The following is a 12,649-nucleotide window of genomic DNA, read 5'->3' on the forward strand; positions in this document are numbered from 1 at the left end:
GAAAGGCTGGGGACCCCCTCAGACCCTATTTGCCGCCGCCGCGCATGAAGGCCTCGATCTCGGCGGCGCTGCGCGGGATGCCGGCCGACATGCGTTCCGATGCGGTTGCCTTCACCAGATATTGATCCTCGATGCGGATGCCGTAATTTTCCGCCTGCACATACAGACCAGGCTCGATGGTGATCACCGCACCCGCCGGGATCGGTTTCGACCGGTCAAAGGCATCATGGACATCAAGGCCCACATAATGGCCCAGCCCATGCACGAACGCATCGATCATGCCGGCACGGCGAAACACATCCTTGGCGGCCGCTTCCAGTTCGTGAAACATCACCCCGGCCTTGAGTTTGGTTTCCGCAGCGGCTTGTGCTGACAGCACCAGATCATGAAGCTTGCGCTGCGGCGCCGTGAAGCGACCATTGGCCGGAAATGTGCGGGTGACATCGCAGCTATAGCCATCCACCGACGCCGCCGCATCGATCAGCACCAGGTCGCCATCCCGGATCGGCCCGGTCTGCTGGACATAATGCAGCGACGCCGCGTTGCGCCCGGCGCCGACAATGCTGCTATAGGCAAGGCCGGTGCCACCGGCTGCGGCAAAGGCCGCCTCCAGCACGCGGCCCAAATCCCGTTCCGTCATCCCCGGCTTCACCGCCCGCATCGCGGCCATATGCCCGGCGCGGGTCGCGGCCATGGACTTGCGCATCAAATCCAGCTCGCGCGGCTCCTTCACGGTGCGCAGCGCCGTCAACAGGCCGGAATGATCGCGGATGCTGGTGCCCGGCACGCGGCCCGCGATCTTGCCATAAAGCTCGAGCACGGGCGGTGGCGGCGCATCGGCCGAGACGATCGGCCCCAGAAAATGCAGATCCTTGCCGCGGCTGGCAAGCATCGTCGCCAGGCCGCCAAGCGCACCGCTGCGCAGGACGCGCTGCACACCCGTCCGCTGCTCCATGATGGACCCCAGCGGCAGCCGTTCGACATCCCAGCGTTCGGCTTCGACATTGCGCGATGGCAGCAGCAGCCATTCCTGCACATCGGCCTCCGCCGGCGCGAGGATCAGGATGGCGCCCGGTTCATCGCGGATGCCGGTCAGCCAGGCGAAATCACCATTCTGCTGAAACGGTGCAGAAATCACATTGTCAACCGACGGCGGTGGCACCGCGCCATAGATCACCGCAAGCCCGGTTTTCAATTGCGCCATCACCTGCGCCCGGCGCGCCCGATAAACCTCTGGCGCAAACGGGCTGGTGCCGATCGGCGTGGCAAAGCCCGGCCCGGGCATCACTTGCGCGGCGGCGCCGGTTGGCGGCAGCGCGGCCGCCGAAACCATGCCCGCCATAAGTTCACGGCGACCCAGCAGCATGTTCATTCCCCCACCCCAAGATGTGAAAAGCTGGCAGACAAGCGCGCATCCGTCCAGCGCCATCAGCCCTGCCAGCAAGTTGCGGGTGGCGACGCCACGCAATTTTGATTAGGCACAGCTTGCTGCCGATCGGGGCAGCATCCAGATTGCACAAAGGCCACCATGTCCGACCTCATCACCCTCACGCTCCCCGATGGGTCGCAGCGCGACGTCGCGCGCGGGACCACCGGCGCCGACGTGGCGGCGAGCATCGGGCCTGGGTTGGCCAAGGCGGCGCTGGCGGCGAAGCTGGATGGCGAACTCGTCGATCTGTCCCGGCCGATCGAGGCCGATGCGTGCCTGGCACTGGTGACGGCACGCGATGAGGCCGACGCGCTGGAACTGGCGCGCCATGATTTCGCGCATGTGCTGGCCGAAGCGGTGCAGACGCTGTTTCCCGGCACGCAGATCACCTTTGGCCCGTCCACGGACGATGGGTTTTATTACGATGTCGCGCCGCCCGCGGATCGCGGTGCTTTCACCGAGGATGATCTGCCCGCCATCGAAGACGCGATGCGCGCCATCATTCGCGCCGACAAGCCACTGAAGCGTGAAGTGTGGAGCCGCCAGGCGCTGATCGAGCGCTGGCAGGCGGCGGGCGAGAGCTTCAAGGCCGAATGGGCCGCGGCCCTGCCCGACGGGGAGGAACTGTCCGTCTATTGGTCGGGTGCCGACTGGATGGACATGTGCAAGGGGCCACACCTGCCCTCCACCGGCAAACTCGATCCGGCCGCCTTCAAGCTGACGCGCGTGTCCGGCGCCTATTGGCGCGGCGATCAGAACAACGCGATGCTGTCCCGCATCTATGGCACCGGCTGGCTCAACAAGAAGCAGCTCGACGCGCATCTGCTGCGCCTGGAGGAAGCCGCCAAGCGCGACCACCGCAAGCTGGGCCGCGAGATGGACCTGTTCCATCTGGAAGAGGTCGCCCATGGCAGCGTGTTCTGGCACCCGCGCGGTTTCGTGATCTATCGCGAACTGGAGGCCTATATGCGCCGCCGGCTCGATCCAGCCGGGTACAGCGAAGTGAAGACCCCGCAGATCATGGACGCGCGCCAATGGGAACAATCCGGCCACTGGGGCAAATATCGCGAGAATATGTTCGTCATCCCCGACGAAGTGCCAAATACCGAAGACGAAGGCCCGGTGGTGAGCAATGACGCGCAGTGGATGGCGCTGAAACCCATGAACTGCCCGGCGCATGTGCTGATCTTCCGCCAGGGCATCAAGAGCTATCGCGATCTGCCGCTGCGGCTGGCCGAAATGGGCTGCTGCCACCGCAATGAGCCGCACGGCGCGCTGCACGGCATCATGCGCGTGCGCCAGTTCACCCAGGACGATGGCCATATCTTCTGCCGCGAAGACCAGATCGTCGCCGAAGTGCAGATGTTCTGCGACCTGCTCGACACCGTTTACATGGATCTGGGCTTCGATCATTATTCGATCAAGCTGGCGCTGCGCCCGGAAAAGCGCTTCGGCAGCGATGCGATGTGGGATCAGGCCGAAGCCGAACTGCGCAATGCCGTGATCGCCTCTGGCCGCGCCACGGACGAATTCGGCTGGGAAGAACTGCCGGGCGAAGGCGCCTTCTATGCGCCCAAGCTGGAATTCCACCTCACCGATGCCATCGGGCGCACCTGGCAGTGCGGCACCATCCAGTCCGACCGGGTGCTGCCCGAACGGCTGGACGCCACCTATGTGGGCGAAGACGGCAACCGCCACCGCCCGGTGATGCTGCACCGGGCCATATTGGGCACCTATGAACGCTTCATCGGCATATTGATCGAGCATCATGCCGGCTGGTTCCCGGTGTGGCTGGCGCCGGTGCAGGCCGTGGTGGCGACCATCGTTTCGGATGCCGACGATTATGCCGAACAGGTTGCGGCCACATTGCGCAAGGCTGGCCTCCGCGTGGAAACCGATCTCAGGAACGAGAAGATCAACCTGAAGGTGCGCGAGCACAGCTTGCAGAAATCGCCCTACATGCTGGTTGTCGGCCGCCGTGAAGCCGAGGAAGGCACGGTGGCGCTGCGCAGCCTGAACGGCGGCCAGCAAAGCTTCATGCCGCTGGCCGATGCGGTGGCAAAACTGCTGGCCGAAGCCACACCACCTGATTTGCGGGGCTGATCATCCCGCCTGCGCCAATTCGGCCATGGCTTGAACCAGTGTCGCAGGGTATGAAGGTTGCAGCCGAAAGGCAATCGAGGGAGATTTTCATGCGCATGTTCGTTGCGGCCGTTCTGGCCACCGCCATCATCCTGCCCGCCGCCAATGCCGCCGCAGGCCCGATCGAGGATCGCCAGGCGATCATGAAGGGCAATGGCCGTGACACCAAGATGGGCGGCGACATGCTGAAAGGCGCGACGCCATTCGATGCCGCCACCGCCAACAAGATCCTGGCCAATTATGCCGCCGCCGCCAAGGCGTTCCCCACGCATTTCCCGGCCGGCAGCAACACCGGCGACACCGAAGCCTCCTCGGCGATCTGGTCGATGCCCGCCGATTGGAAGATAGCCACCGACAAGTTCCAGAAGGACACCGCTGCCGCCGCCGCAATGAAGCCGGCCACCGCCGCCGATTTCGGCAAGGCATTCGGCATGGTCACCGCCAACTGCAAGAGCTGCCACGAAGGCTTCCGCGTCAAGAAGGGTTGACATGCGGCGGCTGCTCGCGGGCCTGTTCGGGCTGATCCTGGTTGGCGCGGTGGCGGGGTGGATCGTCACCGCCCCCGTCACATTGCCTGATGCCCAGGTCGCTCAAGCGCCCGGCGATACCACCCGCGGCGCGCGCATCTTCTGGGCCGGCGGCTGCGCATCCTGCCATGCGGAAAAGGGCGCCAAGGGCGATGGCAAGCTGAAACTGGGCGGCGGCGCCGTGCTGGCCACGCAGTTCGGCGATTTCCAGCCGCCCAACATCTCGCCCGGTCCCGATGGTCTGGCGGGCTGGACGCTGGCCGAGTTCGACAACGCCATGCGCCGCGGCGTGTCTCCGCAAGGCCGCCATTATTATCCGGCCTTCCCCTACACCAGCTATGCCCGCATGACGGCGGCGGACATCGCCGATCTGTTCGCCTATCTGCAGTCGCTGCCCGCCGTGGCGGGCAAGCCAGCCGAAGGCGACATCGCGTTCCCGTTCAACATCCGCCGCGGCATCGGCCTGTGGAAGCGGCTTTATCTGGATGATGCGCCGGTGATTGCCTTGCCGGCGGACGCTCCCCAGGCCGTGCGTGACGGGCAATATCTGGTGGAAGGGCCGGGCCACTGCAGCGAATGCCACGCCCCGCGCACCCAGTTCGGCGGAATCGACAAGGCCAATTGGCTGGCCGGCGCACCCAACCCGGAGGGTAAGGGCATGATCCCCAACATCACGCCCGGCAAACTGACCTGGAGCGCAGCCGAGATCGCCGATTATCTGAAAACCGGCTTCACGCCCGAATATGATTCGGTGGGCGGCACCATGGTGGCGGTGCAGGCCAACATGGCGCAGTTGACGGATGCCGATCGCGCCGCCATCGCCGCCTATCTGAAAGCCGTGCCTGCGGTGAAATGATCGCAGATTTGGTCGTTGCTCAAATTTGCAGGGTGGGCCTCTTGGCCCGGCTGTGTCTTGCCTCTATACGGCACCGGCGGGGGGCGCCGGCAGGCCGTGAAGACACGGCTGGTCTGAACGAAGGAATGACGTGAATGCAGATGCGTTGCTCTAAGGGGGGCCCAAGGGGGGGCGCACCGATCCGCACTTTGGTGCGCAAACGCCTGATCTCCGCCCTGTTTGCCGGCACCATGCTGGCGCTGCCCGGCGCAGCCAGTGCTGAAACCCTGCAAGGGGCGCTGATCAAGGCCTATCAGACCAATCCGACCCTCAATGCCGCCCGCGCCAACCAGATGGCGACCGATGAGAATGTGACCATCCAGCGCGCCAGCAGCCTGCCGTCGCTGCAGTTGAACTCCACCTTCAACGAGAATGTGCTGATTCCGCCCGGCCAGTTCATCGTCATTCCGCGCAGCATGAACACGCAGGCGCAGTTGCAGGTGCCGATCTATCAGGGCGGGCTGGTGAAAAATGGCATTCGCGCTGCCGACGCCCGCGTGGCCGCCGGTGCCGAAACGCTGCGCGCCACCGAAGCCAGCGTGTTCAGCCAGGTGGTGGCCGCCTATAACGACGTGATCCGCGACATGGCCATCGTCGAGCTGAACCGTGCCAATGTCAGCCAGCTCGATGTCAATCTGCGCGCCACCAATGATCGGTTCGAGGTCGGCGATCTCACCCGCACCGATGTTGCCCAATCCGAAGCGCGGTTGAGCCAGGCCCGCGCCGATCTGCGCAATGCCGAAGCCAATCTGATCGCATCGAAGGAACGCTATATTCAGCAGGTCGGCGAAGCCCCGACCGATCTGACGCCGCCGCCGCCGCTGCCCAATCTGCCCACCGACGTGAATGAAGCGGTGGAAATCGCCATCAAGGAAAATCCCGATATCGCCGCTGCCACCAAGAACAGCGAAGCCGCCGGCTTCGATGTGAAATCGGCACGGGCTGCCCGCCTGCCGACCTTGGCAGCAATCGGCAATTTCAACCGCAGCGACAACTTCGGCGGCGCCATCGTGCCACCGGGGCTGCAGCTCAACATTCCGGCAACGCAGGAATCCGCCGCCGTGGGCGCGCAATTCTCGCTGCCGATCTTCCAGGGCGGGCGGCCATCCGCGCAGATCCGCCAGGCCCAGGCCCGCAAGACTGCCGCGATGGAAAACCAGATCGGCACCGAACGCAGCGTGATCCAGCAGGTGCGCGCCGCCTTTGCCAGTTGGCGCGCCAGCCTGGATGTGATCAAATCCGCCGAAGCGGCCATTGCTGCCAATGATCTCAGCCTGGAAGGCGTGCGCGCCGAAAACGGCGTGGGCAACCGCACCATCATCGAAGTGCTCAACGCCGAACAGGAACTGATCAACGCCCGCGTCACGCTGGCAACCGCCCGGCGCAATGCCTATGTCGCCGGCTTCACGCTGCTGGCGGCGATGGGCAATGCCGAGGCCCGCGATCTCGATCTGGAAGGCCTGCAACTTTATGATGCAGACCTGAATTATCGCCAGGTGCGCGGCAACTTCCTCGACTGGTCGGGCCGCGACGCGCCGATGATCCGCAGCACGCGCACGGTGAACACGCCAGCACAGGATGCCAAGCCGGTCAGCGCGCCACAAAACTGACGCAAAATACCAATGCCCTGCCCCGCAGGGCTTGTCTGCTGCAGCGCAGCATGACACAAAACCATGTGGGTATTGATCCGCAGGGGTGGGTGTTGTGCGACTGCTGGTAATCGGAGCATCAGGTCGGCTGGGCCGGTTGATTGTTGGCGAAGCCATGATCCGCGGCCATCAGGTGACGGGCCAGAGCCGCAGCGCGGCGCGGGTGCCGGCCGGCGCGGTGCCGGCAGTTGGTGCGCCCGATGATGCCGGGCTGCTGGCCGGCGTGGTGCCTGGCCATGATGCGGTGATCTTCGCGCTTGGGGTCGATGCGTCGGCGCCGGCCACGTTGTTTTCCGATGCGACGCGTGTGCTGCTGGATGCGATGGTCGATGCTGGCGTGCGCCGGCTGGTGGCAATCACCGGCGCACGCGGCGGTGAAACCTGCAGCGCCAGCAACTGGCTGCCCAGTCGTGTCCTGTACCCGCTGTTCGGCCGCGATCGCCACCCGGACAAGGATGCACAGGAAACGCTGATTGCCGCCAGCGATCTTGATTGGACGATCATCCGCCCCGGCCCGATCGCCGATGGCCCGTTGAAAGGCGGCCTGCACGCGGTCTGGCCGGTACCGGCGCATGTGCAGGTGGCCGCAGTCACCCGCGGCGAAGTGGCGGAAGTCGTGCTGGATGCGGTGGAACAGCATCGCTGGCAGCACGCCAAGCCGCTGGTCGGGCATTTCGCCTGAAGGCGGCGCCCGCCCCATGCAGGGCGGGCGCTGCAGCGGTTCAGGCGGTTCCGCGCGCCAGTTGGCGACCACGCCGGCGCATTGCAGCGCCGGTCAGGCCGAAACCGGTGATCAACATCATCCAGCTTGCCGGTTCCGGAATGGCTGGCGTCACGAAGGATTGGCTGTCGAATGCCACTTCGGCAAGGCCGGTGAAGCTGGGCGACGATTGCACGGCTTCGATGTCGAAACGTACGCGCGACACATTGCTGGTCAGTGCGAAATCGATGCGCTGGGCAAAGGCATTGTCTGGCAGCAGCGCATGATCGTCGATGAACAGCAGGATATTGTCGTTGCTGTCGAACAAGGTCAGATCGAACAGGGTGACGTCGTAACCCGAATTGGCAGCCAATGGCAGCGTGGACTGGTGGTTCCAGATGTAGGCCGCGCCCATGGTGACGGGGCTGTTGAATGTCCAGTCGATCCACTGCGTGGTCGGCTGGGTTTGGAACGCTGTCGTCCAGTGGTTGCCTTGGACATATATACCATGCGCTTGGGTGATATCGGTGCCGGCACCAGTCAGGCCCGAGCCGTTGATGGTATTTTCCGGCACATAATCGCTGTTGAAAAAGCTCGAGGCGGTCGCCCCCGTCGGCTTGAACACCGCTGCCTGCGCCTGTACGGCCGCCAGCCCCACGCCAGCAGCCAAGATCATTGCACGAACTGTCCTCCCCGCTCTCCCTCGCTGTCGAAATTTTTTCGGACAATTGAATGTTCGATTTACTTTCGTCCCACTTGAGTAATCGCAGAGTAAGTTTGCAATCAAGTGAGGCTGAAGCCGCTGTATCGCTAATCTTGCGACAAAACGGTCTCTTCGCGCGACAATCCGAGATAAAGATGCAGCCACGCCACCCAGCGCCGCCACACATCGCGGGCGCGAATCGGGTCCGCCGGACTGTGGCCGGGCACCGGATAGGCAATGAATTTCACCGGCACCTTGTTGTCCGACAGCGCGTGATACAGCTTATAGGCTTGGGGGATCGTCACCCGCCAGTCACCGACATCGGCCATGATCAACGTCGGCGCCCGCGCGCGCCAGGCCAGTGAAATCGGCGACTGTCTGGCATAGCTCGCCATATTGTCCCCCACGAACGGCGACGGGCCATATTGGCTGGCGCGGGCGCGATTATTGTCGGCGGTGGTATATTGATCGACGATATCGGTCACCGGCGCACCGGCCACCGCGGCTTTCCAGGCATCGGGATAGGCGCCGATCAACCAGCTTGTCATCATTCCGCCATAGGACCAGCCGGTCACTGCCATGCGATTGCGGTCGATCAGGCCGCGCTGTTCCAGGCTGGCGACGCCGGCCATGATATCACGCCCCGGCCCGGCCACGGCGTCACCGATGATGGCTTCCTGAAAGGCGTGGCCGCGGTTGTTGCTGCCGCGATAATTGGGCTCCAGCACCAGCCAGCCCTGCGCCGCCAGGATCTGCGCCGATGTGCTGAACGATTGTTTCGATGCCGCCACCGGGCCGCCGTGAATATAGAGCACCAGCGGCAATTTCGTGCCCGGCGTATGGCCCGGCGGGTAGGTCAGCACGCCATCGGCGGTCATGCCGTCGCTCTGCCAACTGATGGTTTCCTGGCGGCCCAGGGTGACGCCATCGAGCGCCGTCTGCACCCTGGTCAGCGCCACTGGTTTGGCACCCACCGCGGGCATCACGAACAATTCGGCCGGCCGATCGGCGGTGGTCGCCGTGAAGGCGATGGCGCCCCTGGCGGTGGTGGCCGTCACCGGATCGAGATTGCCCAGATTGATCCGCGTCGCCTTGCCATCGCGCGCCAGCCAGAGGCCGCTGTGGGTGCCTTCGGTGCCGCTGATCACCACCGTCTTGCCATCGGGCAGCCAGCCGACCAGATCGAGCGCCACATCGAGCGCCGGGGCGACATCGTTGGCGCTGCCGCCAGCGATGGGCGCCACCATCACCCGGCTCTGGTGCGCCGCCACGCCGCCGCGCGCGCCGACAAAGGCGACCATGCGGCCATCGGGCGACAATATCGGCAGCGATTGCCGCGCCGTGCCCGGCAGGATCGTCCGCACCGCGCCGGTTGCGACATCGATCAACGCCAGCCGGCTGCTGTCGGCGTCGCCGGTGGCAGTGGTATCGGCCTGCACGAACAGGATGCCGGCGCCGTCCGGCGTCCACTGCAGTTGCGACGGCGGGCCGGACGGCGGCAGGCCGATCGGGATGGAGCGCGGCCCGCTGGTCAGGCGCTTGGGAATGCCTTCGGCCAGCACCACGGTCCAGACATGGGTCGACCGGCGCGGCGTGCGATCCAGATAGCTGTTGTTGCCCACCTCGAACGCGTCTTCGAACCGGGCTTCGCCGCTGCGTTCCGGCGCCGCATCGGCCGCGGCAAAGGCCAGCGCGCCGCCATCGGGGCGCCAGGCCAGGTGAGTGATCGACGTCGGATGCGCAGTCAATCGCTGGGCATCCCCGCCGGCCATCGCCATGACATGCACCTGCGCGCGGCCAGCATCATCCAGCGCCAGAAACGCCAGCGCCCGACCGTCGGGCGACCAGCGCACGCTGCTGATGCCGCGCCGATCGCGGCTGAGCACACGGCTACCCCCGCTGGCGACATCGACCAGCACGAGCAGCCCATCCCAGCGATTGTCGATAAGGTTGGCGCGGGCGACAACCACCGCCACCGCCTTGCCATCGGGCGAAAGCTGCGGATCGGCCAGGCGCACGATCCTGGGCAGATCATCGGCCGAAAAGCGCCGATCCTGCGCCAGCGCCGGCCCGCTCAGCCACAGCAGCATGACCAGCATCAGCAGCCGATGCCACGCATTTCTGGTGATGTTCATATGATCCCCCGCCATGACCGGCAGGCTAGCAGCGCAGCGCAGGCGCAGCAATCGTGGCGCAGAGGCATGCAGTTAAGCCCCTGCTATATCGATGTTCGTGAAGATCATTGATCTGGATGCCGTAAGGAAATCTCGCATTCCTGCAACAATCAGCAGGTCACGCCCGCACCAGCGTGCCGGCCCCCTTGCGCGTGAAGATTTCCAGCAGCAGCGCATGCGGCACGCGGCCATCCAGGATCACCGCCGCATCGACGCCGGCCGCCACCGCCGCCACGCAGGTTTCCAGCTTGGGGATCATGCCGCCGGTGATGGTGCCATCGGCGATCAGATCGGCGACGATTGCCGGCGTCAGATCGGTCACCAGATCACCGGCCTTGTTCAACACGCCGGCCACATCGGTGAGCAGGAACAGTCGCGCGGCATCCACGGCGCCGGCAATGGCCCCGGCCATGGTATCGGCGTTGATATTATAGGTATGGCCATCCGCGCCCACTGCGACCGGGGCAATCACCGGCACGATGCCGGCCGCGACCAGCGTGTCGATGATGCTGCGATCAACACTTGCCGGTTCGCCGACGAAGCCCAGGTCCACCGCCTGCTCGATGGCGCTGCCCGGGTCCTTCACCGTCCGCTCGACCTTGGTGGCGATCACCAGCCCGGCGTCCTTGCCGCTGATGCCCACGGCGCGGCCCCCCGCCTGGGCGATATGGGCGACGATTTCCTTGTTGATGCTGCCAGCCAGCACCATCTCCGCCACTTGCGCAGTGGCGGCATCGGTCACGCGCAGGCCATCGACAAACCGGCTTTCGATGCCCAGCCGCTTGAGCAGGGACCCGATCTGCGGGCCGCCGCCGTGCACCACCACCGGGTTGATGCCCACCGCCTTCAGCAGCACGATATCCTCGGCGAAATCGCGCGCGCGCTCGGCATCGCCCATGGCATGGCCGCCATATTTCACCACGAACGTCTTGCCGGCATAGCGCTGCAGATAGGGCAGCGCCTCGATCAGCGTCTCCGTCTTGGCCAGCATGTCGGGGTGCGGGGCATGTGCGTTCATGGGCGTGTCCTGTCAGCGTGTCGGCACGGGCTCAGGCCCGCTGTAATCATAGAATCCGCGTCCGGATTTGCGGCCCAGCCAGCCAGCCTCGACATGCTTCACCAGCAGCGGCGCCGGGCGATATTTGGGATCGCCGGTGCCGGCCTGCATCACCTGCATGATGGACAGCAGCGTATCCAGCCCAACGAAATCGGCGAGCGCCAGCGGCCCCATCGGGTGATTGGCGCCCAGCTTCAGCCCGGCATCGATATCGGCAACACTGCCCACCCCATCCCCGAGCGCAAAGATCGCTTCGTTCAGCATCGGGCACAGCACGCGGTTGACGATGAACGCCGGGGCATCACCAGCCAGGATCGCCGTCTTGCCGAGCCTGGCCGCAAAGGCCTGCATGATCGCGGTCGTTTCATGCGACGTCGCCAGGCCGGGAATGATTTCCACCAGCGCCATCAACGGCACCGGATTGAAGAAATGCAGCCCGCAAAACCGATCCGCCCGGCCAGTGGCAGCCGCCAGCCGGGTGATCGAAATGCTGCTGGTGTTGCTGGCCAGCAGCGCATCGGGCTTCAGCACATCGGCAAGCCGGGCGAAGATCTTGCCCTTCACGCCTTCATTTTCAGTGGCCGCCTCGATCACCAGATCGGCGGAAGCGAAATCGCCATTGTCGGTGGTCAGGCGGATGCGGCCCAGCGCGGCGTCGGCCTGGGCCTGGTTCAGCACGCCCTTGCTCACCTGCCGCGCCATGTTTTTCGCGATGGTGGTGCGCGCCGCCGCGCAGCGGTCCATGGCAACATCACTCAGGATCACGTCGTATCCGGCCTGCGCGGCGATATGGGCGATGCCATTGCCCATCAGGCCCGCCCCGATCACTCCGATGGTCTGCATATCCGCTGTCCCGTCTTGAATCCCGTTGATGGCGGCGCGATAGCAGGGCCATGCACAGACTGAAAGGCAAGACCGTGATTACAAGCGCCGCGCTGAAGTCTTTTTCCCACCTGTTTAGTAGGGATTTGAATTTTGCAAAATACAATGTAAAGGGACTGCACGATGGATCGATACAGGGTCGGCATCGTACAGACCAAAGGATATCAAACGCATGACCATGCAAACCAAGTTCGCGCAGCTTCTGCTCGCTGGTGTGGCCACGTTCGCGCTGGCTGCCTGTTCGGACAAGACCGGCGAATCGGCTGAAACCACCGTCGAATCCGCTGGTGACGACACCGCCCGCAACGTCGACGCTGCTGGCAATGCCATCGAAAACGCCGCTGAAGACACCGGCGATGCCATGGCACGCGCTGGCGACAACGCCGAAGCGGCCGCCGCCGATGCCAAGCAGAACACCGGCGAAGCGCTGGAAGAAGCCGGCAAGGATCTGCAAAATCCCAAGTAAGGCTGCTGCCTTACTGATGCAGGGC

Annotated in this window: 11 protein-coding genes; 6 read left to right on the plus strand and 5 right to left on the minus strand. The window is 64.7% G+C overall.

The window, feature by feature from the left end:
* Positions 1 to 25: 25 nt before the first annotated feature.
* A complete protein-coding gene (locus ACTIEZ_RS12920) occupies positions 26 to 1,372 on the minus strand; it encodes an aminopeptidase P N-terminal domain-containing protein (RefSeq protein WP_439547095.1) in 1,347 nt (448 codons plus the stop codon).
* Between the two features lie 156 nt (positions 1,373 to 1,528).
* On the opposite strand from ACTIEZ_RS12920, the gene thrS reads away from it, so the two are divergent.
* The 5 genes from thrS to ACTIEZ_RS12945 all read left to right on the plus strand — a co-directional run bounded on the left by thrS (position 1,529) and on the right by ACTIEZ_RS12945 (position 7,324).
* A complete protein-coding gene (thrS, locus tag ACTIEZ_RS12925) occupies positions 1,529 to 3,532 on the plus strand; it encodes a threonine--tRNA ligase (protein ID WP_439547096.1) in 2,004 nt (667 codons plus the stop codon).
* Between the two features lie 89 nt (positions 3,533 to 3,621).
* Complete coding sequence (locus tag ACTIEZ_RS12930; protein WP_439547097.1) at positions 3,622 to 4,059, plus strand: c-type cytochrome; 438 nt, start codon at positions 3,622 to 3,624, stop codon at positions 4,057 to 4,059.
* A gap of 1 nt (position 4,060) precedes the next feature.
* On the plus strand, positions 4,061 to 4,954 hold the full coding sequence (locus ACTIEZ_RS12935; RefSeq protein WP_439547098.1) for a c-type cytochrome: 894 nt from the start codon (positions 4,061 to 4,063) through the stop codon (positions 4,952 to 4,954).
* Positions 4,955 to 5,145: 191 nt separating this feature from the next.
* Positions 5,146 to 6,603 carry a TolC family outer membrane protein gene (locus ACTIEZ_RS12940; protein WP_439547099.1) on the plus strand — a complete coding sequence of 486 codons (1,458 nt, stop codon included), beginning with the start codon at positions 5,146 to 5,148 and terminating at the stop codon, positions 6,601 to 6,603.
* A gap of 94 nt (positions 6,604 to 6,697) precedes the next feature.
* Entirely contained in the window at positions 6,698 to 7,324 is a 627-nt protein-coding gene (locus ACTIEZ_RS12945) for an NAD(P)-dependent oxidoreductase (RefSeq protein ID WP_439547100.1), read from the plus strand.
* 40 nt (positions 7,325 to 7,364) lie between these two features.
* On the opposite strand, the gene ACTIEZ_RS12950 is transcribed toward ACTIEZ_RS12945, so the two are convergent.
* The 4 genes from ACTIEZ_RS12950 to ACTIEZ_RS12965 form a co-directional block, all read right to left on the minus strand.
* Positions 7,365 to 8,018 (minus strand): PEPxxWA-CTERM sorting domain-containing protein, encoded by a 654-nt coding sequence (locus ACTIEZ_RS12950; protein ID WP_439547101.1) that lies wholly within the window; start codon positions 8,016 to 8,018, stop codon positions 7,365 to 7,367.
* A 134-nt stretch (positions 8,019 to 8,152) separates the two neighbouring features.
* Positions 8,153 to 10,180 carry a S9 family peptidase gene (locus ACTIEZ_RS12955; protein WP_439547102.1) on the minus strand — a complete coding sequence of 676 codons (2,028 nt, stop codon included), beginning with the start codon at positions 10,178 to 10,180 and terminating at the stop codon, positions 8,153 to 8,155.
* A 157-nt stretch (positions 10,181 to 10,337) separates the two neighbouring features.
* On the minus strand, positions 10,338 to 11,237 hold the full coding sequence (gene argB / locus ACTIEZ_RS12960) for an acetylglutamate kinase (protein WP_439547103.1): 900 nt from the start codon (positions 11,235 to 11,237) through the stop codon (positions 10,338 to 10,340).
* 12 nt (positions 11,238 to 11,249) lie between these two features.
* Positions 11,250 to 12,119: a 3-hydroxybutyryl-CoA dehydrogenase gene (locus tag ACTIEZ_RS12965; protein ID WP_439547104.1), complete on the minus strand. Its 870-nt coding sequence runs from the start codon at positions 12,117 to 12,119 to the stop codon at positions 11,250 to 11,252.
* A gap of 211 nt (positions 12,120 to 12,330) precedes the next feature.
* Here ACTIEZ_RS12965 and ACTIEZ_RS12970 point away from each other — a divergent pair, with 211 nt between their 5' ends.
* Positions 12,331 to 12,624 carry a hypothetical protein gene (locus ACTIEZ_RS12970; RefSeq protein WP_439547105.1) on the plus strand — a complete coding sequence of 98 codons (294 nt, stop codon included), beginning with the start codon at positions 12,331 to 12,333 and terminating at the stop codon, positions 12,622 to 12,624.
* Positions 12,625 to 12,649: the final 25 nt, after the last annotated feature.

Origin of the sequence: Sandarakinorhabdus sp. (assembly GCF_051860625.1) — a bacterium.
Taxonomy (GTDB): domain Bacteria; phylum Pseudomonadota; class Alphaproteobacteria; order Sphingomonadales; family Sphingomonadaceae; genus Sandarakinorhabdus.

Excerpts from the sequence above, each read along its gene's own strand:
- argB (WP_439547103.1), bottom strand. The coding sequence starts at position 11,237 with ATGAACGCACATGCCCCGCACCCCGACATGCTGGCCAAGACGGAGACG.
- ACTIEZ_RS12970 (WP_439547105.1), top strand. The coding sequence starts at position 12,331 with ATGACCATGCAAACCAAGTTCGCGCAGCTTCTGCTCGCTGGTGTGGCC.
- ACTIEZ_RS12930 (WP_439547097.1), top strand. The coding sequence starts at position 3,622 with ATGCGCATGTTCGTTGCGGCCGTTCTGGCCACCGCCATCATCCTGCCC.
- thrS (WP_439547096.1), top strand. The coding sequence starts at position 1,529 with ATGTCCGACCTCATCACCCTCACGCTCCCCGATGGGTCGCAGCGCGAC.
- ACTIEZ_RS12935 (WP_439547098.1), top strand. The coding sequence starts at position 4,061 with ATGCGGCGGCTGCTCGCGGGCCTGTTCGGGCTGATCCTGGTTGGCGCG.
- ACTIEZ_RS12965 (WP_439547104.1), bottom strand. The coding sequence starts at position 12,119 with ATGCAGACCATCGGAGTGATCGGGGCGGGCCTGATGGGCAATGGCATC.
- ACTIEZ_RS12955 (WP_439547102.1), bottom strand. The coding sequence starts at position 10,180 with ATGAACATCACCAGAAATGCGTGGCATCGGCTGCTGATGCTGGTCATG.
- ACTIEZ_RS12950 (WP_439547101.1), bottom strand. The coding sequence starts at position 8,018 with ATGATCTTGGCTGCTGGCGTGGGGCTGGCGGCCGTACAGGCGCAGGCA.
- ACTIEZ_RS12920 (WP_439547095.1), bottom strand. The coding sequence starts at position 1,372 with ATGAACATGCTGCTGGGTCGCCGTGAACTTATGGCGGGCATGGTTTCG.